Origin of the sequence: Massilia aurea, assembly GCF_040790145.1 — a bacterium.
GTDB classification, from domain to species: domain Bacteria; phylum Pseudomonadota; class Gammaproteobacteria; order Burkholderiales; family Burkholderiaceae_D; genus Telluria; species Telluria aurea_C.
This window is the reverse complement of sequence record NZ_JBFMMP010000001.1, coordinates 835,272-862,098: the sequence shown is the minus strand read 5'-3', so window position 1 is coordinate 862,098 and position 26,827 is coordinate 835,272. Positions and strand designations below refer to the sequence as shown.

General features: G+C 64.1%; 22 protein-coding genes. 20 read left to right on the top strand and 2 right to left on the bottom strand.

What is annotated here, in order from left to right:
- Positions 1-136 precede the first annotated feature (136 nt).
- From thrS to AB2N08_RS03535, 10 genes are all read left to right on the top strand, one after another.
- Positions 137-2,047 (top strand): threonine--tRNA ligase, encoded by a 1,911-nt coding sequence (thrS, locus tag AB2N08_RS03580; RefSeq protein WP_367609232.1) that lies wholly within the window; start codon positions 137-139, stop codon positions 2,045-2,047.
- A 36-nt stretch (positions 2,048-2,083) separates the two neighbouring features.
- Positions 2,084-2,605, top strand: coding sequence for a translation initiation factor IF-3 (infC, locus tag AB2N08_RS03575; protein WP_183553737.1), 522 nt, complete (start codon positions 2,084-2,086; stop codon positions 2,603-2,605).
- A 501-nt stretch (positions 2,606-3,106) separates the two neighbouring features.
- Complete coding sequence (gene rpmI, locus AB2N08_RS03570) at positions 3,107-3,304, top strand: 50S ribosomal protein L35 (RefSeq protein WP_057262756.1); 198 nt, start codon at positions 3,107-3,109, stop codon at positions 3,302-3,304.
- Positions 3,305-3,324: 20 nt separating this feature from the next.
- Positions 3,325-3,684 carry a 50S ribosomal protein L20 gene (rplT, locus tag AB2N08_RS03565; protein ID WP_183553077.1) on the top strand — a complete coding sequence of 120 codons (360 nt, stop codon included), beginning with the start codon at positions 3,325-3,327 and terminating at the stop codon, positions 3,682-3,684.
- A 139-nt stretch (positions 3,685-3,823) separates the two neighbouring features.
- Entirely contained in the window at positions 3,824-4,837 is a 1,014-nt protein-coding gene (pheS, locus tag AB2N08_RS03560) for a phenylalanine--tRNA ligase subunit alpha (RefSeq protein ID WP_367609231.1), read from the top strand.
- A gap of 23 nt (positions 4,838-4,860) precedes the next feature.
- A complete protein-coding gene (gene pheT / locus AB2N08_RS03555) occupies positions 4,861-7,287 on the top strand; it encodes a phenylalanine--tRNA ligase subunit beta (RefSeq protein WP_367609230.1) in 2,427 nt (808 codons plus the stop codon).
- A 150-nt stretch (positions 7,288-7,437) separates the two neighbouring features.
- Positions 7,438-7,806: an integration host factor subunit alpha gene (locus tag AB2N08_RS03550; protein WP_183553735.1), complete on the top strand. Its 369-nt coding sequence runs from the start codon at positions 7,438-7,440 to the stop codon at positions 7,804-7,806.
- A 7-nt stretch (positions 7,807-7,813) separates the two neighbouring features.
- Positions 7,814-8,218, top strand: a complete 405-nt coding sequence (locus tag AB2N08_RS03545; protein WP_367609229.1) for a MerR family transcriptional regulator — start codon at positions 7,814-7,816, stop codon at positions 8,216-8,218.
- 248 nt (positions 8,219-8,466) lie between these two features.
- The gene (locus AB2N08_RS03540) at positions 8,467-9,099 is read left to right on the top strand and encodes a response regulator (protein WP_367609228.1); all 633 of its coding nucleotides are present in this window, start codon (positions 8,467-8,469) and stop codon (positions 9,097-9,099) included.
- Between the two features lie 200 nt (positions 9,100-9,299).
- Positions 9,300-10,790: a CHASE3 domain-containing protein gene (locus AB2N08_RS03535; protein WP_367609226.1), complete on the top strand. Its 1,491-nt coding sequence runs from the start codon at positions 9,300-9,302 to the stop codon at positions 10,788-10,790.
- 4 nt (positions 10,791-10,794) lie between these two features.
- Here AB2N08_RS03535 and AB2N08_RS03530 read toward each other — a convergent pair whose 3' ends face one another.
- On the bottom strand, positions 10,795-11,598 hold the full coding sequence (locus AB2N08_RS03530) for a Crp/Fnr family transcriptional regulator (protein WP_367609225.1): 804 nt from the start codon (positions 11,596-11,598) through the stop codon (positions 10,795-10,797).
- Positions 11,599-11,887: 289 nt separating this feature from the next.
- Between AB2N08_RS03530 and AB2N08_RS03525 the strand changes: the two genes are divergently transcribed.
- The 9 genes from AB2N08_RS03525 to AB2N08_RS03485 all read left to right on the top strand — a co-directional run bounded on the left by AB2N08_RS03525 (position 11,888) and on the right by AB2N08_RS03485 (position 23,866).
- Positions 11,888-12,583 carry a response regulator transcription factor gene (locus AB2N08_RS03525; RefSeq protein WP_367609224.1) on the top strand — a complete coding sequence of 232 codons (696 nt, stop codon included), beginning with the start codon at positions 11,888-11,890 and terminating at the stop codon, positions 12,581-12,583.
- A gap of 13 nt (positions 12,584-12,596) precedes the next feature.
- Entirely contained in the window at positions 12,597-13,928 is a 1,332-nt protein-coding gene (locus tag AB2N08_RS03520) for a sensor histidine kinase (protein ID WP_367609223.1), read from the top strand.
- 131 nt (positions 13,929-14,059) lie between these two features.
- Positions 14,060-14,476 (top strand): type IV pilin protein, encoded by a 417-nt coding sequence (locus AB2N08_RS03515; protein ID WP_367609222.1) that lies wholly within the window; start codon positions 14,060-14,062, stop codon positions 14,474-14,476.
- Positions 14,464-15,084, top strand: a complete 621-nt coding sequence (locus AB2N08_RS03510; RefSeq protein ID WP_367609221.1) for a Tfp pilus assembly protein FimT/FimU — start codon at positions 14,464-14,466, stop codon at positions 15,082-15,084. The genes AB2N08_RS03515 and AB2N08_RS03510 overlap by 13 nt, the downstream gene beginning before the upstream one ends.
- Positions 15,084-15,545, top strand: coding sequence for a hypothetical protein (locus AB2N08_RS03505; RefSeq protein WP_367609220.1), 462 nt, complete (start codon positions 15,084-15,086; stop codon positions 15,543-15,545). Before AB2N08_RS03510 ends, AB2N08_RS03505 begins: the two co-directional genes overlap by 1 nt.
- The gene (locus AB2N08_RS03500) at positions 15,542-16,732 is read left to right on the top strand and encodes a PilW family protein (RefSeq protein ID WP_367609219.1); all 1,191 of its coding nucleotides are present in this window, start codon (positions 15,542-15,544) and stop codon (positions 16,730-16,732) included. Before AB2N08_RS03505 ends, AB2N08_RS03500 begins: the two co-directional genes overlap by 4 nt.
- Positions 16,729-17,325 carry a pilus assembly PilX family protein gene (locus AB2N08_RS03495; protein ID WP_367609218.1) on the top strand — a complete coding sequence of 199 codons (597 nt, stop codon included), beginning with the start codon at positions 16,729-16,731 and terminating at the stop codon, positions 17,323-17,325. The genes AB2N08_RS03500 and AB2N08_RS03495 overlap by 4 nt, the downstream gene beginning before the upstream one ends.
- Positions 17,326-17,358: 33 nt before the next feature.
- Positions 17,359-22,062: a pilus assembly protein gene (locus tag AB2N08_RS03490; RefSeq protein ID WP_367609217.1), complete on the top strand. Its 4,704-nt coding sequence runs from the start codon at positions 17,359-17,361 to the stop codon at positions 22,060-22,062.
- 127 nt (positions 22,063-22,189) lie between these two features.
- Positions 22,190-23,866, top strand: coding sequence for a peptide chain release factor 3 (locus AB2N08_RS03485; protein WP_367609216.1), 1,677 nt, complete (start codon positions 22,190-22,192; stop codon positions 23,864-23,866).
- A 30-nt stretch (positions 23,867-23,896) separates the two neighbouring features.
- Here AB2N08_RS03485 and AB2N08_RS03480 read toward each other — a convergent pair whose 3' ends face one another.
- The gene (locus tag AB2N08_RS03480; protein ID WP_367609215.1) at positions 23,897-24,871 is read right to left on the bottom strand and encodes a DUF3108 domain-containing protein; all 975 of its coding nucleotides are present in this window, start codon (positions 24,869-24,871) and stop codon (positions 23,897-23,899) included.
- Positions 24,872-25,120: 249 nt separating this feature from the next.
- Here AB2N08_RS03480 and AB2N08_RS03475 point away from each other — a divergent pair, with 249 nt between their 5' ends.
- A complete protein-coding gene (locus AB2N08_RS03475) occupies positions 25,121-26,821 on the top strand; it encodes a methyl-accepting chemotaxis protein (protein ID WP_367609214.1) in 1,701 nt (566 codons plus the stop codon).
- The last annotated feature ends 6 nt before the right edge of the window (positions 26,822-26,827 follow it).

Sequence of the window (26,827 nt, the reverse complement as noted above, 5' to 3'; positions counted from 1 at the left end):
CGCTAGGCGCGGTGTGGTGTTCTTTTGCTCGACACAAAGAAGAAAACGCGGCTAGCCCGCGTTTTTTTTCGTCCAGATTTTACTATCCTTGATTCTTGTTATTTAACGGCGCGCGGCGCCACGATTGGAGTACAGCATGTTGAACGTCCGACTTCCCGATGGTTCCAGCCGCCAGTTTGACGGTCCCATGACGGTGTTCCAGGTAGCGCAGAGCATTGCCCCAAGCCTGGGCAAGGCCGCGCTGGCCGGCAAGGTCAATGGCAAGGTCGTTGACACCTCATACTTGATCGAAGCCGATGCCGACCTGGCGATCGTCACCGACCGCGACCCGGAAGGTCTCGACGTGATCCGTCACTCGACCGCCCACCTGCTGGCGCACGCCGTCAAGGAATTGTTTCCGGATGCGCAGGTCACCATCGGCCCGGTCATCGAAAACGGCTTTTATTACGACTTCTCGTACAAGCGCCCATTCACCCCGGACGACCTGACCGCCATCGAAAAGAAGATGACCGAGCTGGCCAAGAAGGATGAGCCGGTCACCCGCAAGGTGCTGCCGCGCGACGAAGCCGTGGCCTATTTCACCTCGATCGGCGAGCACTACAAGGCAGAAATCATCGCCTCGATCCCGGCCGGTGAAGACGTCTCGCTGTACAGCGAAGGCAGCTTCACCGACCTGTGCCGCGGCCCGCACGTGCCATCGAGCGGCAAATTGAAAGTCTTCAAGCTGATGAAGCTGGCCGGTGCCTACTGGCGCGGCGACTCGAAGAACGAGATGCTGCAGCGCGTGTACGGTACCGCCTGGACCAAGAAGGAAGACCAGGAGCAATATCTGCACATGCTGGAAGAAGCCGAAAAGCGCGACCACCGCAAACTCGGCAAGTCGCTGGACCTGTTCCACTTCCAGGAAGAAGCGCCGGGCCTCGTGTTCTGGCATCCGAAGGGCTGGACCATCTGGCAGCAAGTCGAGCAATACATGCGCCACAAGTACCAGGTGGCCGGCTACAGCGAAGTCAAGGCGCCGCAGATTCTCGACCGCACCCTGTGGGAAAAGACCGGTCACTGGGAAAACTACCGCGACAATATGTTTACGACCGAGTCGGAAAACCGGTCGTACGCGCTCAAGCCAATGAATTGCCCGGGCCACGTGCAGATCTACAACTCGGGCATGCGCTCGTACCGCGACCTGCCGCTGCGCTTCGGCGAATTCGGCCAGTGCCACCGCAACGAGCCGTCCGGCGCGCTGCACGGCCTGATGCGCGTGCGCGGCTTTACCCAGGATGATGGCCATATTTTCTGTACCGAAGAGCAGGTCGAGCGCGAAGTGACGTCGTTCCACGCCCAGGCCATGGCTGTGTATGACGACTTCGGCTTTACCAATATCGACGTCAAGCTGGCGCTGCGTCCGGACAACCGCATCGGCTCCGACGAGGTGTGGGATCAGGCGGAAGAATCGCTGCGCTCGGCGCTGCGCGCTTGCGGCGTGAGCTGGACTGAATTGCCGGGTGAGGGTGCTTTCTATGGTCCGAAGATCGAATATCACCTGAAAGATAGCCTCGGCCGTCCATGGCAAGTGGGCACCGTGCAGGTCGACTTCTCGATGCCGGGCCGTCTTGGCTCCGAGTATGTGGCAGAAGACAACACCCGCCGCGTGCCGGTGATGCTGCACCGTGCAATCGTCGGTTCGATGGAACGTTTCATCGGCATCCTGATCGAAAACTACGCGGGCGCGCTGCCGCTCTGGCTGGCGCCGATGCAGGTGGCGGTGCTGAACATCTCGGATGCACAGGGCGATTACGTGAAAGAAGTCGAAGCCAAGCTGCGCGCGGCAGGCCTGCGCGTTCACGCGGATTTGCGCAACGAGAAGATCACCTATAAAATACGAGAACATTCCGTCCAAAAACTGCCGTACATCCTCGTTGTTGGGGATAAAGAAAAGGACGCGAACACCGTGGCTGTGCGAGCCCGAGGCAATGTCGATCTGGGCGTGATGTCCGTCGATGCACTCGTGGAACGTCTGGTGGGCGAAGTCGCCGCCAAGACGAAGTAACGCCGGCCAAATTTCAATACGTTCAAAGGAAACAACATAGCTACTGACAAGAATAATCGCATCAATGGCGAGATCACCCATCCCGAAATGCGTTTGAACGGTGTAGAGAACGAGCCTTTGGGCATCGTTTCTCTGGCCGACGCGTTCCGTATGGCCGAAGAATTGAATGTCGACCTGGTCGAGATCGCGCCGAACGCGGTCCCGCCGGTCTGCCGCCTGATGGACTACGGCAAATTCAAGTATTCGGAGCAAAAGAAAGCGCACGAAGCCAAGCTCAAGCAAAAGATCATCCAGGTCAAGGAAGTCAAATTCCGCCCGGGTACCGATGACGGTGACTACAACATCAAGTTGCGTAACCTTATCAAGTTCCTGGAAGAAGGCGACAAAGCCAAGATCACGCTGCGTTTCCGCGGCCGTGAAATGGCCCACCAGGATATCGGTATGCGCGTGCTCGAGCGTCTGCGCACGGATCTCGATGCAGTCGGTCAGGTGGAGCAGTTCCCGAAACTCGAAGGTCGCCAGATGATCATGGTGGTCGCGCCGAGGAAGAAGAAGTAATTCTTCGCTGAGGAAGTGCAGAGCCGGGTTCGCGGCGCAGCTGAAAATGCTGCGGCGCGGCCCGGTTTTGTTGCGTCTGTACGAGTTGCGTGTACACGTATGATGCCTGCGCTCGCCTGAGCTCCTGCACGCCGAGTCGTCGTTCCCGCGCAGGCGGGAACCCAAGTTCTGCGCCTACGGTGACGGTCAGCGCAGCTCCGTGCTCGCGCGAAACAAGCGCCGTGCACGCAAACTTGGGCACCCGCCTGCGCGGGTGCGACGTTGGCGCGTGTCGGGTCATGCGAGCTGCGCGGTTTCAGTGTCTCGGTCAGCCCCCTTTATTGCCCTCTACTATCCCAGCGCACATAAGCTGTGCTACAATCTTCGATTCCTGTTTGCGACAAGCAGGTTGTAGCAGACTTAGCTTCTGCTGCAAAACAAGTGAAAGTAGGCATCTAAGAGCAGCGTCGCTGCCACCTGCAATCCTGTTACATATGAGGCTGTCCGCGAGGACAGATGACTATGCCAAAAATGAAAACCAAAAGCAGCGCGAAGAAACGTTTTCGCGTGCGTCCGGGCGGTACTGTGAAATCGGGTATGGCGTTCAAGCGTCACATCCTGACCAAGAAGACCACCAAGAACAAGCGCCAGCTGCGCGGCACCCGTAACATCAATGCGTCGGACGTGACCAGCGTTCTGCGTATGATGCCATCTGCTTAATCTCACACTAAGGAGCTACTATGCCTAGAGTTAAACGTGGGGTTACAGCACGTGCCCGTCACAAGAAGGTTCTTGACCTTGCCAAAGGCTACCGCGGTCGTCGCAGCAAGGTATATCGTGTTGCCAAGCAAGCAGTCATGCGCGCTGGCCAATACGCATACCGCGATCGTCGCAACAAGAAGCGCGTCTTCCGCGCACTGTGGATCACCCGTATCAACGCGGCATCGCGTTCGCACGGCATGACCTACAGCGTGTTCATGAACGGCCTGAAGAAGTCCGCGATTGAACTGGACCGTAAAGTCCTGGCCGACATGGCTGTGCATGACAAGCCGGCTTTCGCCGCGATTGTCAGCGCCGTCAAGGCCAAGCTGGCTGCTTAATACAAGTTAAGCTGCTGAGCAAAATGGTGCCGCGCCCATCGCTGGGTGTGGCGCACAAAGAAGCGGGGCAAGGTTCACACCTGTGCCCCGTTTTTGATTCTGGCGCCTCCCGCCAACGAAAAACAGGAAAAGAACAAGCATGAACTTGGAACAACTCGTCGTCGCGGCCCGGGCCGACTTCGCGGGGGCGCCGGACGCCGCCGCGCTTGAAAATGCGAAAGCCAAGTACCTGGGCAAGACCGGCCAGGTGACCGACCTGATGAAGGGGTTGGGCAAGCTCGATCCCGATGCGCGCAAGGCGCAGGGCGCCCTCATCAATGCCGCCAAAGAACAAATCGAACAGGCATTGACCGCGCGCCGCGATGCACTCGCCGAGGCGCAGCTGCAGGCGCGCCTGTCGATGGAAGCCATCGACGTGACCCTGCCGGGCCGTGGCCGCTCGAAGGGCGGCATCCACCCGGTGATGCGCACCTGGGAGCGGGTCGAGCAGATCTTCCGCTCGATCGGTTTCGACGTGGCCGACGGCCCCGAGATCGAAAACGACTGGACCAATTTCACCGCACTGAACAGCCCCGAGAACCACCCGGCGCGCTCGATGCAAGATACCTTCTATATCGACGGCAACGACTCCACCGGCAAGCCGCTGCTGCTGCGCACGCACACGAGCCCGATGCAGGTGCGCTACGCGCGCACGCACACGCCGCCCATCAAGGTGATCGCACCGGGCCGCACCTACCGTGTCGACAGCGACGCGACCCATTCGCCGATGTTCCACCAGGTCGAAGGCCTGTGGATCGGCGAGAACATCAGCTTTGCCGACCTCAAGGGCGTGTACCTGAACTTCGTCCAGGCCTTCTTCGAGACCGACGACCTGCAGGTACGCTTCCGTCCATCGTACTTCCCGTTCACCGAACCGTCGGCCGAGATCGATATCGCCTTCGGCTCGGGGCCGCTCAAGGGCCGCTGGCTCGAAGTCTCGGGCGCCGGCCAGGTGCATCCGACGGTGGTGCGCAACTTCGGGCTCGACCCGGAAAAATTCATCGGCTTCGCGTTCGGCTCCGGCCTCGAGCGCCTGACGATGCTGCGTTACGGAATCAGCGACCTGCGCCTGTTCTACGAAGGCGACCTGCGCTTCCTGAAGCAGTTCAATTAATTCGACGCTGAGGCAAAAAGATTATGCAATTCTCCGAAAACTGGCTCCGCTCGATCGTCAACCCGCAGATCAGCTCCGAAGAGCTGTCACACCTGCTCACCATGTCCGGCCTCGAAGTGGAAGAGGTCGAAGCGGTTGCGCCGCCGTTCTCGAACGTGGTCGTGGCCGAAGTCAAGGAAGTGGTCAAGCACCCGAACGCCGACCGCCTGAACGTGTGCCAGGTCGATGTCGGCACCGGCACGTTGCTCAATATCGTGTGCGGTGCGCCGAACGTGCGCGCCGGCATGAAGGCCATCTGCGCCAAAGCCGGCGCCGTGCTGCCGCCTGGCGCGAACGGCAAGGCCTTTGAAATCAAGGTCGGCCAGCTGCGCGGCGTCGAATCGCAGGGCATGATGTGCTCGAGCAAAGAGCTGGGCATCTCCGAAGAAAGCAATGGCTTGATGGAACTGCCGACCGATGCACCGGTCGGCCAGAGCATTCGCGATTACCTGGGCCTGGACGACCTGAAGTTCACGATCAAGCTCACGCCGAACAAGGCCGATTGCCTGTCGGTGCTGGGCGTGGCGCGCGAAGTGGCAGCCCTCACCGGCGCGCCGTTGACGCTAGAGTCCACCCGCACCGTGGCGGTCAACAGCGACGAAATCCTGCCGGTAAAAGTCTCGGCGCCGGACCTGTGCGGCCGTTTCGCCGGCCGCGTGATCCGCGGCCTGAACGCGCGCGCGGCCACGCCGGAATGGATGAAGCGCCGCCTGGAACGCAGCGGCCAGCGCTCGGTGTCGGCCCTGGTCGACATTTCCAACTACGTGATGCTCGAAGTGGGCCGGCCGTCGCACGTGTTCGACCTGGCCAGGATCCACGGCAGCCTGGACGTACGCTGGGGCAAGGCCGGCGAATCGCTCAAGCTCTTGAATGGCAACACGGTCGCTGTCGACGAGTGGGTCGGCGTGATCGCCGACGAGCAGCAACTCGAATCGCTGGCTGGCATCATGGGCGGCGATTCCACCGCGGTGTCGCTCGACACGACCGACATTTATCTGGAAGCGGCATTCTGGTGGCCGAACGCCATCCAGGGCCGCGCGCGTCGCTTCAATTTCTCGACCGATGCCGCGCACCGCTTCGAGCGTGGCGTCGATTACGCGACCGTGCCCGAGCACCTCGAGCGCATCACCGCGCTGTTGATCGAGATCTGCGGCACCCCGGGCAGCAAGGTCGGCCCGATCGACGACCAGATCGTCAACCTGCCGGTGCGTGCGCCCGTGGCGCTGCGCACCGCGCGCGCCGCGCAAGTGATCGGCGTGCCGCTGACCGACGCCGGGATTGCCGACATCTTCACGCGCCTGCAGCTGGCCTTTGTGCAAGAAGAAGGCGTATTCCACGTCACGGCGCCAACGTACCGTTTCGACATCGAGATCGAGGAAGACCTGATCGAGGAAGTCGCGCGCGTGTATGGCTTCGAGAACATCCCGACCCGGCCGCCAACCGCACCGATCGCGATGCTGATCGAGCCGGAAAACACCCGCTCGCTGTTTGCGATTCGTCATCAGCTGGCCGACCTGGGCTTCCAGGAAGTGGTCAATATGAGCTTCGTTGAAAGCGCGTGGGAGCACGATTTCGCCGGCAACCTCGAACCGATCCGCCTGCAGAATCCGATCGCCAGCCAGCTCAGCGTGATGCGCTCGTCGCTGATCGGCAGCCTGGTGGCCAATGTGCGCTACAACATCAACCGCAAGGCCGGCCGTGTGCGTGCGTTCGAGGTCGGCGGCGTGTTCAAGCGCAACGCGGCGGTCATGGATGGTCCGCTGACCGTGGCCGGCTACGACCAGCCGAAACGCGTCGCCGCCATCGCCTACGGCCCGGCACTTGACGAGCAGTGGGATGTCGCCACGCGCGCCGTCGATTTCTTCGATCTGAAGGCCGACCTAGAAGCGCTGTTCGCACCGCGCCAGTTGCGCTTCTCGAAGGCTGAACACCCAGCGCTGCACCCGGGTCGCTCGGCGATTGTCGAACTCGACGGCCAGCAGATCGGCGTGGTCGGCGAGCTGCATCCGCGCTGGCTGCAAAAATACGACTTGCCGCAAGCGCCGGTCGTGTTCGAGGTCGATGCCGAGGCGCTGCGCGGGCGCATCGTGCCGGCGTACAGCGAGATTTCGAAGTTCCCGGGCGCCACGCGCGACTTGGCGCTGGTGGTGAAACAGGACGTGCCGGCCCAGTCGGTGCTCGACGCTTTCACGGCTGAAATCGCCGTAAATCCTATGGGCAAGATCGTGCAAGCCGTTGTTTTATTTGATGAATATCGCGGCAAGGGTCTCGAGGCGGATGAAAAAAGCCTTGCTTTCCGCTTTAGCTTGCAAGATACTCAATCGACACTGCAGGACGATGCGGTCGACGCCATCATGGCGGCGGTACTCGCCACTGCTTCAACCAAACTGAACGCGAAGCTGCGTGCATAAAGCATATGAACACTGACAGCACAGCCGCCATGAGCGGTTTTGCTGTCGTTCCAGCATCGATTGACTTACGGGCAGGGCTTCAAAATTAACAATAACGACGTTGATTCGACCGTGTTCCAGGAGGCGCTGGTTGCCGACCTGGATCGTGCAATGCTGGTGGCGCGCGTGCGTAAAGAAGCTGAACAGTCACTGCCGACCCTCACCAAGGCCGAGCTGGCCGAGCTGCTGTTCGAGCAGGTCGGGCTGAACAAGCGCGAAGCCAAAGACATGGTCGAGACCTTCTTCGACGAGATCCGCAATGCGCTCGAGCGCGGCGAAGCGGTCAAGTTGTCGGGCTTCGGCAACTTCCAGTTGCGCGACAAGCCGCAACGGCCGGGGCGGAACCCAAAAACAGGGGAAGAAATCCCCATCACAGCGCGCCGCGTCGTGACGTTCCACGCCAGCCAGAAACTCAAGGCCATGGTCGAAGAAGCCGGGCCGGGCAATTCGGGCTCGGGTTCGATGGCGCGCGCAGCCTGACTAGACAATGAACGACCGACCGAACAAGACCGAACTGACCGTGCTGCCTTTGATTCCGGCCAAGCGTTATTTCACGATTGGTGAAGTCAGTGAGTTGTGCGGTGTCAAACCTCACGTGCTGCGCTACTGGGAGCAGGAATTTACCCAGCTAAAGCCAGTCAAACGTCGTGGCAACCGCCGTTATTACCAGCACCACGAAGTGCTGCTGATCCGGCGCATCCGCGAATTGCTGTACGAGCAGGGCTTCACGATCAGCGGCGCACGTAACCGGCTCGACCATCGTGCCGTCGTCGTGGCCGAGCTCCATGAAGAGCGCCTGCTCGACACCACGCCGGCAATCGATGGCGAAAAACTGCGCGCCGGTTTGCTGGACATCCTCGATCTGCTGAAAAACGGATCCCGGCCTGCCTAGTTGCGCGGGCCTTCACCTCACGTCATCGGCAAGAATGCCGCACTGGCTGGCGCCTGCCCTGTGGCGAACCCGCAGGTAGCGGGTCGTCGCCGGGTCAATCGCGCGTTTGATCGCTCAGGCATTCGTACCGCTGTTGAAGGCAGGCCCCGGAGTGTTAAAATGTCACTCGCGCGATGCTGAACGACACGCATGAACCGGGCTGAGCAGATCCGGCACTTTCCTGCGCAAGGAAAATTTAAGGGAAGACAATGATACGCGTTGCCATTTGTGACGATCACCAGATAGTACGAGCAGGATTCAAGCAGATTTTTTCGTCGTCGGGCGACTTTGACGTCGTGGCTGAAGGCGCCACGGGCCGTGAGGCCCTTGACATCGCGCGCCGCGAGATTTGTGACGTGCTGCTGCTCGATATCGCCATGCCCGACCAGAGCGGCATCGACATCCTGCGCACCATTCGCCAGGGCCAGCCCAATCTGCCGGTGCTGATCCTGTCCGGTTACCCGGCGCAGCAATACGCGCTGAACCTGTTCAAGATGGGCGCCAACGGTTACCTGAACAAGGAATGCGAAGCGGATGAACTGAAGACCGCCGTTCGCACCGTGTTCCAGGGCCGGCGCTACGTGTCGTCGACCGTCGGCGAATTGCTGGCCCAGAGTTTCGATCGTGATCCGAACACGGCGCTGCATACCGAATTGTCCGACCGCGAATTCCAGGTGTTCCTGCGTCTGGCGAAGGGCGCGACCGTGTCCGACATCGGCAATGCGCTGTCGCTGTCGATCAAGACCGTCTCCACCTATCGCACCCGGATCATGGAAAAAATGGGTTTGCAGTCCAATTCCGACTTGACCTATTACGCCATGAAGAACAATCTTTTGGATTAAGAGCACTCTGATTTTTCTTATCGGATTCGTCCCACAACGCGCTTCGGCGCGTTTTGTCATTCATATCCAGGGAATGCCAGTTCTACATTGTTCACGACTTCAGATGCAACAAATAGTTACGTCAGGCCATTTTACGGCGCAACAATTCGTCCTTACAGGTAAAATGCGGGGCCGCGTTGTGAGCGTGAAAGGAAGTCTGGATGTACTTTTCAACCACCCTGGCCGAGCGCCCGGCCCGTAGTCTTCCCCTTCACAAGTCCCTGCTGTGCCTGGTCTGTGTGGTTCTGCTTGTGGTCAACGGTGTGTTCTTGCTGCGCAATCTCGATGATCTGCGCGCCGCCAATGCATTGCAGGCACAGACGGCGCAAGTCTCGGACGAGTTGCAATACCTGAACCTGCTCGTCACCGATGCTGAAACCAGCTTGCGCGGGTATTTCCTGTCGAACGATGAAGTCTATCTGGGCCCGCTGCGCGGCGCCCCACAGCAAATCGATGCGCAGATCCGTGCACTCGGGGTACTGCTGGCCGACAATCCCTCTCAAACCAAAAACCTGGCGCAATTGCGTACGCTTGTCCAGCGCAAGCTCGCCTTGCTGCACCAGTCGCTCGAAGTGTTCCGCCAAGGTGGTCTCGACGATATCGTCGCCATCGCCGCCTCGCCCGATGACCGCGCACAGATGGATGAAATTCGCCTGCAAGTGGTAATCATGACGCGCGAGCAAAACGAGTTGCTCACGTCGCGCACGGCCGGGTTTTACCAGCAATACCGTCATGCCGCGCTGTTCGGTGTCGGCATCAATGCGGCCGCGATCATCATGCTGCTGCTGTTTTACAAACTGGTCGAACGGGCATTCGTTGCACGCCTCGACGCCGAGCGCGCCCTGCAGCAGACCAATGATGGCCTGGAGCACATTGTTGCCGAACGCACCGCGCAGCTGTCGGTGCTGTCGCGCCACTTGATCCGGGTCTCGGAAGAAGAAAAATCGCGCCTGGCGCGGGAGTTGCACGATGAAATGGGCGCCAACCTGACGGCAATCGGGATCGACCTGGCCACCGTCATCGATGGCTTGCGCATGAGCGAGCCGGAGCTCGCGGACAAACTGGGCCGCGCCCGTCGCACGTTGGTCGACACGGTACAACTGAAGCGTCGCATCATTGAAAATCTGCGCCCGAGCTTGCTCGACAATATGGGTTTGTCGGCTGCGCTGCAAAGCTATTGCGCCGACTATGCGCGCGTGACGTCGCTCGATTGCGATGCGCTGATCGATCCGGAAGCCGATGGCGCCGGTCCAACCCAAGCCATCGCGCTATTCCGTATCACGCAGGAAGCGCTGAACAATATCGCCAAATATGCCAAGGCCCGCAATGTCATCGTCAACCTGACCCATGAACCGGACGGCTGGGGCCTGGAAATCACCGATGACGGCATTGGCATTCCGGAAGGGACGCTGGGCAGGACAAAATCGCACGGTCTGCTCGGTATGCGTGAGCGCGCCTTGCTGTTGGGCGGGACTCTAGTGATCGAACGAGGGGTGAACGGCGTGGGGACTTGTGTGCGCGCCTTGATTCCGACGGCAGCCCCGGGGGGCAATGAAGAGGCGGGAGGTCACTCCACACCGCCGGTCCTGGCGCAGAACGCAGGGCCGGAACAGCAGGGTTCGCTACCGCAAGGGGCAGCGAACCCGGGCTGACATTTTATCGCGCGACGTCCGACAGCAGGCGGTCGTATTCGGACTTGGCGACCTTGTAGCATTCGCCAGCGTAGTCTTCGAGGCCAGCACGGTCGAGCACGGTGATGTTACCGCGGCGATACTGGATCAGTCCTTCGTCTTGCAGCTTGCCGGCAGCAGCAGTGATGCTTTCGCGGCGCACACCCAGCATGATCGAGATCAGTTCCTGGGTCACTTTCAGTTCGTTGCTTGCCGAGCGATCGAGGCGGTCGAGCAACCAGCGGCACAGCTTCTGTTCGATCGAGCTGTGACGGCCGCCGACGGCGTTCTGTGCCATCTGGGCGAACAGGGCGTTGGTGTAGCGCATCAGCAGTTGTGGCAGGGCGCCGCCGCGGTTGAAGGCGTCACGCAGGTACTGGGTCCGCAGGCGGTAGCCGTAGCCAGCGCTTTGCACCACAGCCGAGCAGGTAGCGCGCTCACCCATGAACAGCGACACACCGACTGCGCCTTCGTGGCCGACGACCGCGATCTCGGTCGTGGCGCCGTCTTCCATCACGTACAGCAGCGACACGATTGCGGTCGTTGGGAAATACACGTATTCGAGTTTGCTGCCATACTCGAAGAGTTCTTTACCGAAGGGCATCGCCACCAGTTCGAGGTGGTCGAACATCTCTTCGAGATCCTGGCGCGGGAGGGCTGCCAGCAATTCATTTTGTTGGGTACCGCTGTAGCTGACGATCGGTTTCGACGCGGACTTCAGTGCCTCACTCGTGGCAGGGGTCTGGCTTTTTGCTTTTTGGGTAATACCAGCAAGTTGAGTGTTGTTCATTTTATGTCCTCTTGTGTCTATCGTGCGTCGGGTGCGATTCAGTCGGCGTATCGTGCTTGCCTCGTCGCGATGTGTCTACTTTACGTCCACCGTCTGTTGCCGCACATAAGACATGTAGTCGCACCGGTGTAGGTTGCAAGCATCATCACGTGTCAGTTCAGTCCTACTGGGAGAAATCGCTGTTTTGCCCCGAAAAGCCGTTATATTTTGTTACGGAAACAAAAAATAACGCATAATTCGCGGTGCCGGCGGTGACGTTCACTGCCCACAAAACAGGGTATTCCTACAAATGGGGCTGCGATCCGGTCTACATATCGTGCTTGTCGAAGATGATGCGGTGCTTGCCGACGGCCTGCTGCGCGCGCTTCAGGCACAAGACATGACCATACACCTGGTGCGCGACGGCGTTGCCGCCGACGCCGCCCTCCAACGTACTGACGTTGGCCCCGCGTTCGATGTGGTTGTGCTCGACATCGGCCTGCCCGGCATCGATGGCTTCGAAGTCGTGCGCCGCCTGCGCGCGCGCGGCGTCGCCACCCCTGTGCTGCTGCTCACCGCCCGCGACGCCGTCGAAGACCGCGTGCGCGGCCTGGAAACGGGCGCCGACGATTACCTGGTCAAGCCGTTTGCCACCGCCGAACTGGTCGCACGCATCCGCGCGCTGGCGCGCCGCCACGCGCCGCTGTCGTCGGTCATCACCCTCGGCCGCCTGAGCCTGGACAGCGCCACGCGCCGCGCGCGCGTCGGCGAACACGCCATCGAGTTGTCGGTGCGCGAGTGGGGCGTGCTTGAATACCTGCTGCAGCACGCCGGCCGGGTCGTCTCCAAGCAGCAGATCATCGACGCCATCCTGCCGTGGGGCGACGACGTGACGCCCAACGCGGTGGAAGTCTATGTGTCCCGCCTGCGCCTGAAGCTCGACGGCGCCGATGTGGCGATCCGGACCATCCGCGGCTTCGGCTACCTGCTCGAAGCGGCCGCGTGATCGTTCTCCTGCAATGAACAGCATCCGCCTGCGCCTGCTGAAATGGCTGCTCGGCCCGATCCTGCTCGTCAATCTCGTGCTGGCCGCGCTGGTCGCGGGCCTGGCCTGGACGCCGGCCCAGGTCGCCTTCGACGCCGGCCTCATGGACGCAGCAAACGCCCTGGCCGGGCGCGTGGCCGTCGCTGGCACGGCGCGCCTGCCACCGGTCGCGACCGGGACCGCGGGCGCAACAGGTGAACGGGCCTGGTTCGTGGTGCGCGATGAACAAGGCCGGTACGTCGCCGGCGCCACCAGCTTCCCCGTCCTGCGACCGGGCGCGCCGGCGTACGACGCCGAGGTCGACGGCGAGCCGGTGCGCGTCGTCGCGCTGGCCGTGGCGACACCCGGCGGCGTGCGCCATGTGGGCGTGGCGCGCACGCTGCGCCAGCGCCTCGACGTGCGCGCCGCCATCGTGCGCTCGCTGGTGGTGCTGGTCTCGCTCGTGACGGTCACACTTGTTGGCGTGGTCTGGCTGTCGGTGGGAAATGGCTTGCGGCCCCTGGCGCGCATCCGCGCGGAGCTCGCCGCACGTGGACCGGGCGACCTCGCGCCCATTCCCACCGATGGCGTGCCGTATGAAATCGCCCCGGTCGTGAGCGGCTTCAACGATCTGCTCGACAAGGTGGAGGCCGGCGCACGGGCGCAGCGCGATTTTCTCGCCGACATGGCGCACCAGTTGCGCACGCCGCTGGCCGGCCTGCAACTGCAGCTCGAATGGCTGCATGCGCGCCATGCACAGGACGAAGAGACGGTGCGCTCGCTCGACATGATGGGCCTGGCCAACGAGCGCATGATCCGCCAGGTCAACCAGTTGCTGGCGCTGGCGCGCGCCAGGGAAGGGCGGCCGGGCGAACCGCGCACCGCGCTTGACCTCGCGCTGCTGGTCCAGGAATCGATCCAGTTCTTCGTCGAGAAGGCGGCGCGCAAGTCGATCGACCTCGGCTTCGAGCTGGCGCCGGCGCCGCTGACCGGGGACGCGTTCCAGTTGCGCGACCTGATCGACAATCTGGTCGACAATGCGCTGCGCTACACGCCGGACGGCGGACAAGTGACGGTCGGCTGCGGCGTCGAGGCCGGGGCGACGCTGCTGACCGTCGTCGACTCCGGCCCCGGCATTCCGGCCGCGCGCCGCGCCGCGGTGTTCGAGCGCTTTGTACGTCTGGACGACAAGACCACGGGCAGCGGACTCGGCCTGGCGATCGTGCGCGACATCGCGCTGGCGCACGGCGCCACCGTCACGCTGACAGATGCGACGGCGGGCGGCACGCGCGTGACGGTACTGTTTGGTGCCAGGATGGCAAAGTAACAGACCAAATCACGGCGTTTTTGCGCACTTGTCAGTGTTTTGTCAGCCTTTCCTCAGGGAAATGACAGCAAGGCGGGTTATCATTCCTTCTGGCAACATTTCAGGCGAACGCTCGCCACCAGGAGAAACCCATGCAACAGCGCCAATCCGGCTTCACCCTCGTCGAGCTCATGATCGTGGTGGCGATCATCGGCATTCTCGGCGCGATTGCGATGCCGTCATATACGAGCTATGTCACGCGCGCCCGACTGGTCGAGGCGCACACCGCACTGGCCTCGACGCAGCCGAAACTCGAACAGTACTGGTCGAACAACCGCAAGTATGACGACTTTGCCCAGGTACCGGCGGACAGCGCCAATTTCACCTACGAACTCGAAGACGCCGACGCCAGCAGCTACCTGCTCGTTGCCACTGGCCGCGCCGCTGCCGCCGGCTTCGTGTACACCCTCGACCAGTCCGGCAAGCGCGCCACCACGGGCGTACCGACGGGCTGGACCGATAATGACGATTGCTGGGTCGACCGGAAGGATGGCTCATGCACCCAATGATCCCGCAGCGCCATCACGGCTTCACCCTGGTCGAGACGATGGTCGTGGTGGCCATCTTCGCCATCCTGATGGCGGTGGGCGTACCGAATATGCGCGCCTGGCTGGGCGCCACCACGGGCGCCGGCGCGGCCCAGTTCTACGCCGAGGGCTATACGCTGGCGCGCGGCCTGGCACTGGCCAACAACAGCCGCAGCCGCATGGTATTTTCCGACAACGCGCAAAGCGGGCAACTCGACTGGCAAGTCGACGTGTGCTTTCCGACCGCCGATGACGACTGCGCCAGCACCAGCTCGCGCTGGTCGGACGTCGACACGCCGGCCGCCTCGCCCGATGGCGGCGATGTCAAGACCAGTTCGGTATTTCGCAGCGCTGCGTCGCTGCCGCGCACGTCGGCGCTGGAAATCACGCCCGACGGCGACGCCAGCGCGGTCTATTTCACCGCGCTGGGCTGGGTCGATACCGGCAAGCCGTCCTTGACACGGCTCGACCTGTCGCCGGTCGGGGACAGCCAGGAGTTTCCCGCTACCGCGGTCGTGGTGACGCTGGCCGGGGCGGTCGTGACCTGCCGCCCGGGTGCGGCCGACGGCGATGCGCGCAGGTGCCCATGATGACGCGCCGCCCAATCGCCACGCGCCCGGCAATCCGCCGTCAGCGTCACGCCGGCCAGCGCGGGGTCGCGCTGCTCGAAGCGCTGATCGCGATCCTGATCCTGGCCATTGGCCTGATCGGCACGCTCGGCCTGCAGGTCAATTCTCAAGCCGCGCTGGCCGAGGCCAGCATGCGCGCCGAAGCCACCATCGCCGCCAATGAACTGATCGGCGTCATGAATTCCGACCTCGACAATCTCAACGACTATGCACTCGCCGAAGGCGGCACGCCAGGCGCCCGGCTGCAGGCCTGGCATGCGGCGCTGGGCGGCCATCTGCCCCATCCCAGCGTGATCGTCGAAATCACGCCGGCCGCCGGCACCGAACGCGTGGCTGTGGCGGTGGAGATCCGCTGGCGCCGCGACGAGCAGGCGCCCCGCAACCAGCACCGGATCGTCACCTACCTGTCGAGGTCGGCATGACGCGGCGCCCGATCCCATCCGGCCAGCAGATGCCGGCAGGCCGCCGCGTGGCCGGTTTTTCGCTGGTCGAATTAATGGTCAGCATCGTGATCGGCTTGCTGGCGGTGCTGTTCGCCACCCGCATGATGACCGATTCCGAGAGTAACAAGGATGGCGCGCTGGGCGGCTCGGAGTCGATGCAGAACGGGATGATGGCCATGTTTTCCATCAGCGCCGATGCCGAACAGGCCGGTTACGGCCTGAATGATCCGATCCTGGCCGGCTGCGACACCATCTTCCACGATACCAAGGGGTTCGACATGGCCAAGGCCATGCGCGGCGCCACCGAAACGCAGCCGCTGGCGGCGGCGGTGATCGTCAATGGCGGGACCGGACCGGACGAAGTCACGCTGTACTCGGGCAGCGCGGCCAGCGGCACCGCCACCATGCGCCTGGTCAGTAACTACAATGGCGGCAACCAGATCGCACTGGACCGCGTGCCGTACGGTTTCGCCGTGGGCGATGTGATCGTGGCGGCGCCGGAAGACGGGATCGGCCAGTGCGCACTGGCGCAGATCTCGACTTTGACCGACGACACGCCATCGCTCGGGTTCGCCGACACCGCCGACCGCTTCAATGCGGGGCAGCTCGGGCGCAACTTCGCGGGGAGTGCGACCCGCATCTTCAACCTCGGCCGGGGCGCGAACCTGGCGTTTCATACTTGGCTGGTCGAAGACGGCGTGCTGCGGCTGCGCGCGACCAATCTGGGCGGCAGCGGCGAGACGGCGCAAGCGGTCGCCGACAACATCGTCTCGCTCAAGGCGCAGTACGGCTTCGATACGCGCGCCGTGGCCGCGTTCGACCCGGAGCAGGGCATGCAGGTGCGTCGCTGGTCGAACACGATGATCGACGCCGACGGCGACGGCGTGACCGGCGGCGCCGGCGACTACCAGCGCGTCGCCGCGCTGCGCATTGCCGTGGTGGCGCGCAACAAGAGTCCGGAACGCCGCGGCGCCAACGGCACCTGCAGCACCACCGCGACCGCGCCGACCGTGTTCGCCACGGCGCAGCCAAGCGGCGTGACGGCCGTGCCGGTCACGCTGGACCTGGCGGTCGACGACGACCCGGTGGGCTGGCAGTGCTACCGCTACCGCGCTTTCGAGACCGTCGTGCCCCTGCGTAACGCTGGCTGGAGACCCACCGCATGAAATCCCGTTTCATTTTGCGCCGCCAGCAAGGCGTCGCCCTGCCGGTCATGTTGATCATGATGCTCGTGATGCTGGTGACCAGCGTGTATCTGCTCCGTTCGAGCAATTCGACGACGCTGGCCGCCTCCAACCTGGCCTATGACGCCACGCTCAGCCGCGCGGTCGACCTGGGCTTGCACACCGGTTTCCAGTGGCTGCGCGAGACCGCGATCGCCAACCGTTCGGACCTGGACACGGACCATGCCGACAACGGCTACGTGGCCAGCCTGGAGGATGTCGCCCTGAGCCCGCGCGACAGCGCGTTCTGGGCCGGTAGCGTCGAGTTGGAAGATGCCGACGGCAACAAGATCAAGTACGTGATCCACCGGCTGTGCCAGACCTCGGGCGCGTTCAACGACAGCGAGAACGCCTGCGTCCAGACCGCCGCCAACACCGTCAAGCTCGGTACGACGGTGGCCATCGGCGAAAGCCTGGCCTCCGACGCGCCGGCGTATGCCAGCTCGCCCCAGCTCCACTATGTCATTACCGCCCGCCTCGATGGTGCGCGCGGCGGTAACGTGATCAACCAGATGGTGGTGCTGATCGGCGCCTGACGGCGCCCGGCATCCCGTATCCATGGACATCGCATGAAATATTCGTGTACTACCTTCCCTGGCCTGCTGGCCCTGTGTCTTTCCCTGGTCGTCGGTATCGGCCTCGGTCTCGGCGCCACGCCGGCGTCGGCCGGGCCGACGGCGCTGGCCTCGATGCCCCTGATGAGCCTGACAGGAAGCGGTACGGTCAAGCCGAACCTGATGCTGCTGTACGACGATTCGGGCTCGATGGCGTATACCTACACACCCGACTACGTCAACGACAACACCACCTGCCGCGCCAGCAGCACGCTGGCGCTGGGGCTGCGCGAGTGCACGGTCGGCGACGTGCCGTTCCACACGCCGCAATTCAACCGCCAGTACTACAACCCGGAGATGCGCTACAAGCCGCCGGTGAAGGCGGACCAGACGTCGTATCCGGAACAGAACCGGTCGACGACCAACGGCTGGACGAACGTGACCACCGACGGCTTCGGCCTCGAGTTCAAGGATCTGCGCAGCGCGAACGCGCAGCAGACCAACCTGGTGACGGGTTTTCCCGACCTGGAGTGGTGCGACGACGCCGGCGAGTGCCGCCGCAACGTGATCGGCTACACCTATCCCAACCGCGTCTTCAACTCGCCGAACGCCGTCACGGGCAATGCCTATTACTACAAATTGAATGTCAACGAATACTGCACCAACAACAAGCTCACGTCGTGCGTGTCGACCGCCGTCAATGCCGTCGCGCCCAGCACCACGTACGGCAAACCGGCGCCGGTGCGCTGGTGCGACAGCACGGCGCTGAACAACTGCCAGGCGAAATTCGTCGGCAATTTCAAGTACCCGCGCTTCGGCGACCCGGAGCGCCCGGTCAACTGGTACAGCACGATCACCATCAACGATTCGAAATCGAACAACACGCTCCGGATCGACCGCGTGACGTCGGCCAGCACCGCCGGCCTGCAAGAGATCACGAACGGCGCACTGACCGTGAGTGGCGGCACCAACACGCCGGATGAACGCACTGCTGTCGCGGTCGCACTGGTCAAGTCGATCAATGCCAAGATGGGACTGGCCCGGCCGTTCTACGCCTGCGTGAAAACCGCCTCCGGCACGGCGCCCGCCTGCGCCAACTACGGCATTACGCTGCCGACCAACGAGATGCTGGCGGTGTTCCCGATCAGTTGCCCTCGCACTGACAACAAGAACGGCTGCACGGTCGTCAAGGAGGGCAGCCGGACCGCCGAAGAGCTGATCGTCGAAACGGGCACGCGCGTCACCGCCTTGCTGCAGTTCAGCGGCACGGCCGGGGGCAACACGCGCAGCGTGCTGACCAATCTGCGTTTCGCCGGCCAGACCTGGTTCAGCCGCGGCCTGGAACTGGGCCGTAGCGCAAGCTCGGCGCAGGTCGTCACGCAACTGGTGACCCAGATCGGCACCGGCGGCACCGTCAAGGCCTACGCCGGCGGAAATGCCATCACGCCGCAGTGCGCGGCGGCGCAGAACACGACGCTGTGCCTGGTAGGGCCGATGTCGGCCGACGGCACCGTGGCCACCATCGGCTCGATCAACAATCGCAACTCGCTCGCCTTTACCGCCGTGGCGGCCGTGACGGACAACTTGCCGACTTCGGTGTCCGGCGTCGACACCGGGGTGTTTACCCGCACCGACATCGTTTCGTCGCGCGCGACGTACCCGAGGGCCGAAGGACGCACCGATTGCCAGGGCACCCTGTGCACCTATGACGAAGAAATGACCAATTTCGCCAACTGGTACGCCTACTACAAGTCGCGCAACCAGATGATGAAAACGGCCGTGGGCCACGCCTTCCAGCCGCTGGACAAGGACTACAAGGTGGGCCTGGTGGGCCTGCAGCGCGCGGCAAACCAGACCGACTACATGGGCCGCGACGAGATCCTGTATCCGAAATCGTTCGCCGGCGGCGACCGCGTCGCCTGGTACAAGGCGCTCTACGAAATGAACAGCGCGGGCGGCACGCCGGTGCGGCTGGCGCTGAACGAAATGGGCAATATGTTCGCCAACAAGGGCATCTTCAAGCAGGCGGCCGGCGCCGAAGTGATCGAGTTCGCCTGCCAGCAGAACTTCACGTTCGTCACGACCGACGGCTACTGGAACGGCGGCAGCGTCAGCGACGTGGCCAATAACGACAACAAGGACGACCCGGCGCGCTTCTGTACCCAGGACACCGGCTGCGTCGACACCAGCACGCAAGGCAAGCCGTCGCTGGCGGACGTCGCGCTGTACTGGTACAACGGCGGCTCGAACACGGTCAACCGTGATCCGAAGAAGAATTCGCTGCGCCCCGAACTGGAAGGCGCCGACGGCGTCGTGGCCGGCACGCGCAACAAGCGCCTGCACATGCGAACCTACGGCCTTGGCCTCGGGGTCGACGGCGTCATGACCTACGAGCCCAAGTACGACACCGACCGCGAGCCCGGCGGCGACCTCGACAACATCATCGACGGGGTGCGTACCGGCTGCCCGTGGACCAGCGACGGCGTCTACCGCTGGCCCGATCCAGTGGTCGACAAGGTGGCGCTGTCCGACACCTACCAGTCGCGCGTCGATGACTTGTGGCATGCGGCGATCAATGGCGGCGGCAAGTATTTCGCCGCGTCCGATCCGCAGCAGGTCGTCACGGGCCTGAACGAGGCGCTCAACGACATCCGCCAGGCCACCGGCGCTGCGGCCTCGGCCGCGACATCGACGCCGAACATCACGCAGGAAGACGCCGACATCTTCTCGTCGACCTTCACCACCGTGAAGTGGACCGGCAACCTGACCAAGCGCGTACTCAATCCGGTGACCGGCGAAGTGAAGCCGGAAGTGATCTGGAGTTCGACCTGGACCGTGGGCAAGCAGGTCGCCGCCGCCAGCGACACGCGCTCGATCTGGTACCGCGATCCCACCAGTGGCACGCGCAAGGAACTGGCGTTCGCAGGCATGGGCGCCGACCAGGCCTGGTTCAAGGACAAGTGTTCGCTGATGACGCAGTGTGCCAACCTGAACAGCGCGAACCAGGCGATCGTCAACAATGGCGCGACCATCGTCGGCTGGCTGCGCGGCCACCAGCAATACGCCAACAACGTGATCCTGCGCGCCTACACGCCACCGGGGGAGACCGAGGTCGAGCCGGACCAACCGGCCCAGCCGGTCGTGCTCGGCGACATTGCCTCGTCCAAGCCGGCCTATCTGCGCGGCGCGCGCAAGAGCTACGTGGCCGCCGGCTACGATGCCTACAAGACGGCCCAGGCCGGCCGCAAGCCGACCGTGTTCATCGCCGCCAACGACGGCATGCTGCACGCGTTCGACGCCATCAAGGGCACCGAGATGTGGGCCTATATGCCGCGCATCACGATGAAGAAGTTGTATCGCCAGGCCAGCGTGGGCTACGCCACCGAGCACCAGTTCACCGTCGATGGCTCGCCCGAACTGGCCGACGTCCAGATCAACGGCGCCTGGCGCACGATCCTGGTCGCGGGCCTCAATTCCGGCGGCAGGGGCTATTATGCGATCGACGTCACCGATCCCGACGCGCCAACGCCCCTGTGGGAAATTTGCGCCGACGCCAGCGTCTGCAGCGGCGCGCTGCACCAGCCCGAGATGGGTTTCACGTTCGGCAATCCGCAGTTCGGCACCATCAAGGACGGCACCGACGCCGAGGGCAATGCCAAGGTGCGCTGGGTAACCTTCCTGACCTCCGGCTACAACAATATCCCGAGCGCCGACGACGTGGCCGGCGGCAGCGGCAAGGGCATCCTGTTCGTGGTCGATGTCGCCACCGGCCAGCAGGTGCTGAACCTGGGCGACAGCGACATCACCCACGCTTCGACGGGGCTCCTGACCACCGGCTCGGGCGGCATCGGCTCGGGTACGGGCGTGGCCGATCCGTCCGGCCTGGCCAAGATCACCGCGATCACCGCCAACCCCAACACCGATCCGCTGGTGACCTACCTGTACGGGGGCGACAACTTCGGCCAGATGTGGCGTTTCGACTTCACCGGGGCCAAGGTGGCGCGGGTGCGCATGGGCAGCGCCGGCGTTGGCCAGCCGATCACGTCGCGGCCCGACGTGGCCATGTGCCAGGTCGACACCACGGCGGAAGGCGCCGATGCGTCGCCGACGCGGCGCGTCGTGGCCTTCGGCACCGGCCGCATGCTCGACTACACCGACATCAAGGATGTCAGCGAGCAAAGCGTGTACGTGCTGGCCGACAGCGGTGTCCCGGTCAGCGACGGCAAGTGGCGTAGCGCCGACACGTTCTCGGAGCGCCAGTTCACCGAGACCGTGCCGTATAACGCGGCCACGCCGACAGTGCCGCGTTCGAACCGGTTCAAGATCGGCGGCGCCGGGGTCGATCTGGGCGAAAAGGCCGGCTGGTTCGTCGACTTCGACAAGAACGCCGGGGAGCGGGTCAACCTGGATCCGAAGATCGTGTCAGGCACGCTGTCGGTGGTGACGAACCTGCCGCAGTCGGCCACCGCCTGCAACGTGGGCGGCTCGAGCTACGCCTACCACCTCGATGTCTGCACCGGCAAGGCAGTCGCCGGCGACATCGCGGGTTCACTGCTGTCGGGCGATGCCGCGGCGGTTGGCTTCATCATCGTGCGCCTGCCATCGGGCGCGTTGAAGATGGTCACCACCACGGCCAAGGGCGACACCATCACGACCGAGGTGACGTCGGCCACCAGCCAGGATGCGCGCCGCACCGGCTGGCGCCGCGTGCGCGACTAAGAGCGCTTGCAAGGCGCTGCTGCGGCCACGGGCCGCGCCGTATTCTGTTCACACGGCGCGTGCCCGAGACGGTAAAATCGAGGGTTTTCCGACAAGGGCCGTCACAGGTCCACATTTGGGCTCGATTATGGCTAACGACACCGATATTTCCAGCGCCGACGATTCGTCCGGCGCAGGCGCCGACCTTGACGTCGCCGCCAACCGACAGGCCGGCAACATCGCGCGTGAAGTCGCGCGCCGCCGCACCTTCGGCATCATTTCCCACCCTGACGCCGGCAAGACCACGCTGACCGAGAAGCTGCTGCTGTTCTCGGGCGCGATCCAGCTGGCCGGCACCGTCAAGGGCCGCAAGAGCGGGCGTCATGCGACGTCCGACTGGATGGACATCGAAAAGCAGCGCGGCATCTCGGTCGCCTCGTCGGTGATGCAGTTCGATTACCGCGACCACGTCATCAACCTGCTCGACACCCCGGGCCACCAGGACTTCTCGGAAGACACCTATCGCGTGCTCACGGCGGTCGACTCGGCCCTGATGGTGATCGACGCGGCCAAGGGCGTCGAGTCGCAGACCATCAAGCTGCTCGAGGTGTGCCGCATGCGCGCCACGCCGATCGTCACGTTCATGAACAAGATGGACCGCGAAACCCGCGATCCTCTTGAATTGCTCGACGAAGTCGAATCGGTACTCAAGATCGAATGCGCGCCGGTGACCTGGCCGATCGGCATGGGCAAGAACTTCCGCGGGGTCTACCACCTGCTGAAAGACGAGATCATGCTGTTCAAGGCGGGCGAGGAAAAAGCCGACGGCGCCTTCGAGATCGTCAAGGGCATCGACAATCCGCGCCTGGCCGCCATGTTCCCGCTCGAAATCGAGCAACTCAAGATGGAAGTCGAGCTGGTGCACGGCGCCTCGCACGAGTTCGACCTCGAGCGCTTCCTGTCGGGCGTGCAGACGCCGGTGTTCTTCGGCTCGGCCATCAACAACTTCGGCGTGCGCGAAATCCTGTCGGCGCTGGTCGACTGGGCGCCGTCGCCGCGCGAGCGCGATGCCACCGTGCGCGCGGTCAAGCCGGACGAGCAGCCATTTACGGGCTTCGTGTTCAAGATTCAGGCGAACATGGACCCCGCCCACCGCGACCGCATCGCATTCCTGCGTGTGTGTTCGGGGCGCTTCGAAAAGGGCATGAAGGTCAAGCACCTGCGCCTGGGGCGCGACGTCAAGTTGTCGTCGGTGGTGACCTTCATGGCATCGAGCCGCGAACAGGTCGAAGAAGCCTTTGCCGGCGACATCATCGGCTTGCCAAACCACGGCAATATGCAGATCGGCGACAGCTTCACCGAAGGCGAGATGCTCAGCTTCACCGGCATTCCGTACTTCGCGCCGGAGCTGTTCCGCTCGGTGCGCATCCGTAATCCACTCAAGATGAAGCAGCTGCACAAAGGCCTCCAGCAACTGGGCGAAGAGGGCGCGGTGCAGGTGTTCAAGCCGGTGCTGGGTGGTGAGCTGATCCTGGGCGCCGTGGGCGTGCTGCAGTTCGAGGTCGTCGCCAGCCGCCTGCTCAACGAATACAGCGTCGACGCCGTGTTCGAAAGCGCCAGCATCAGCAGCGCACGCTGGGTCTCGAGCGACGACAAGAAGGCCCTGGCCGACTTCGAAGCCGCGCTGGGCCATAACGTCGCCTACGACGCGGCCGGCAATATGGCCTACCTGGCCACGTCCGGCGTCAACCTGCGCCTGACCCAGGAACGCTGGCCGAAGCTGACGTTCCACGCGACGCGCGAGCACGCGGTCAAGCTGGCCTGATCCGGGCCTGGCCCGGGCCTTGTGCCGGGGCTAGTCGGGGACCGTCTGCGTGGCACTGATCGCCACAACGGTTTGCGTGCGCACCACGCCGCCGGTCTCCGTCAGGCGCAGCTGCACCGGCAGCCAGGCGTTGGCCGGGGCCAGCCACACTTCCAGTTGCGGCGCGCCGGAGTCGGCCAGGCGCACCAGGCGCACGGTGTCGAGCGGGCCGATGCCGGTGTCGAGGCGTTCCGGCCCCGCGCTCTCGAAATAGACCATGCGCGCGCCTTTCAGGCCGCCGACCCAGAACGCCACTCTGCTGCGCAGCTGGTCGGGGTCGGCCTGGCCCATGCCGCTCAATTGCATCAACACCGACGCATCATCCTGGCTGCCGGGCGCCAGCTGCGCGCTGCGTCCGGTGAGCCCATCGACGATCTGGCCGCGCTCGCGGTCGAAGAGCGTCGTTGCCTGACCCGTCCCCAGCCGCTCGCGCGTGCGGCGCGGTGCGATGCCGGCGTCATCCAGCCCGCCTTCGCTGGCCATCTCTCCCACGATTCCGTCGAGCTCCAGGCGGTACCTGCTGCCGTCAGTTTCCCATGACAGATGCGCGCTGTCGGCGTCCATGCCGCTGACGCGGTAGTCGATGCGCAGCGAATCGTGCGAGGCGGTCCGGTATTGGCTCGGTCGCTGGGGCGGCCCGCCGTCTTGCGTCGGCAGCACTTCACTGCCTGTCGCGCCGGCTGCCGGCTCGGACGGCGGGGCAGGCTGCGCGGCGGCAGGCGCACGCGGCTGGGATGCGGGCTTCGGCGTCGCCTGCGGCGCACGCACGGGCGGCGCAACCGTCGGCAGCACGGCCGGGGCCGGGGCCGGGTCGGCGCCCGTGAGCGTCACGGCCAGCGGCGCGGTGGCGGCGCGCGGGGCAGGACGAGGATCGAACCATGCGAACACCAGCAGATGCAGGGCCAGCGACAGCAGGAACAGGATCGGCAGCAGTGCGTGGCGCCCGTGGAAAACGGAAAGTCTCATATCGCTAGTGTAGCGTGAGCCCGGAGGCCAGGGTATGTCTAGCGGGCAATTGTCTTCGATGGGTGTGGCTGCCGTTGCTTTGCGCCCGGTGGCCCAGCCGCACTTGCGCTATCACAAACGAATCGCAGGACGCGGGACGTACATTCGTGAATGCACTGAAGAAATGGTGCATCACAACGTCAGTGAGGATGCCATGCTGCCTTTGCCACGCCCCGAGCGCCACCGCTCGCAGCCATCCACGGTGTTGCCATGCTGAGCCGCTTGCGCATCGGCCCTAAATTGCTGCTCGCGCCCGGCGCCGTGCTCGTGCTGCTGCTCATGCTCTCGTGCGTGGCCTATTTCGCGCTGGCGCGCCAGAACGATTCGCTCGAATCGATCGTCGGCCAGCGCGCCGCCAGCATGCGCGCCGCCGCCAGCCTGGGTACGCAGTCGCAAAAAGCGCACGCCGATATCTACCGCTACCTGAGCTGGATGGGCGGCAGCTTCCCGCTGGCCCGCACCGACCCGCTGCGCGGGGAGATCCTGGCCCAGCACGGGCGCATCGCCACCGGCCTGGCGACGCTGTCGGGCAGCACGCTGACCGGCGCCGAACTGCGCCAGGTCGAGCAGGCCGCGCATGCCCAGCGCCGCTATGCGCGGGCGGTGCGCGACGTCATCGAACTGGCGCCGCTGGACGGCTCGATCAGCGCCAACGCGATGCAGAAGGCCGAAGCCGCGTTCGCGCTGGTGGCCCGGCGCCTGGCCGACCTGAGTGCGCTCGAAGAAGCGCTGTCGCGTCAGGCCGCCAGCAGCGCCAAGGCCGACTTTCACATGATCTCGATCCTGATGCCGGCCGTGCTGGTGCTGGCCATTGCATTGTCGCTGGCAATCACGTTCGCGGTGCGCCGCATCCTGCTTGGCGAGATCCGCGGCATCGGCCTGGCCGCCAGCAGCCTGGCCAGCGGCAACCTGACAGTGCAAGAGCGCGACTACGGCGGCGACGAAATCGCCGACACGTCGCGCCTGCTCGACGCAAGTATCCGCAACCTCAATGGCACGCTGCGCACGGTCGCCGAAGCGGCGCGCACGATCGGCGCGGCCTCGCGCGATATCAAGCTCGGCAGCCTGAGCCTGGGCAGCCGCGCGGTGTACCGCGCCGGCGCGCTGGCGCATACCGAAACCACGCTGCAAGCGCTGGCGGCCGACGTGCGCCACAGCGCCGACGAGGCCCGGGCCGCCACCCGCCTGGCGGCCGGCGCCGGCGACGTGGCGCAGGATGGCGGCGGCGTCGTCGACCGCCTGGTGACGACACTCGACGCGAGCCGGCGCAGCGCGCAGCGGGTGGTGGAAATCGTCGACGGGCTCGACCTGGCCGCGAGCGAGACCGGCACGCTGGCCCTGAATGCGGCGCTGGACGCCTCGCGTGCGCCAATGAGCGCCTGCGAGCTGGCGGCGGTGGCCACCGAGGTGCGGGCACTGGCGCGCCGGGTGGCGGGCGCAAGCCGGGAAATCCGCGCCGTGGTGGCGCAATCGGTGGCGCAGATCGACGGCGGCACCGCATGGGCACTGCACGCCGGCAGCAGCATGCAGCGCATCGCCAGTTCGGTGCGCGACGTCGAAGACATCGTCGGGCGCATCGAGTCGGCCGGCGATGGCCAGGCCGAGCAGCTGCAGGGTGTGAGTCAGGCGATCGTGCAGATGGATCAGATCACGCGCCAGAACTGCACGCTGGTCGACGAAGCGGCCAGCGCCGCGCGCACGCTGCAGATGCAGGCGATCGCCCTGGCGCGCACCGTGGCCGGGTTCCGGCTGGAAGAGGGGGGGGATAGTCCGAGGGCGCCGGCCCTGCCGCCAGGGCCCAATGAAAAAGGCGGCGTCCCCCTTGAACCCTCGCGCGAACGGCGTGGGCCAAACCGGGAACGCCGCCGTCATCCGGCATCGCACTTGCGGCTCGCTTCGAGCCGCAAGTGACACCAT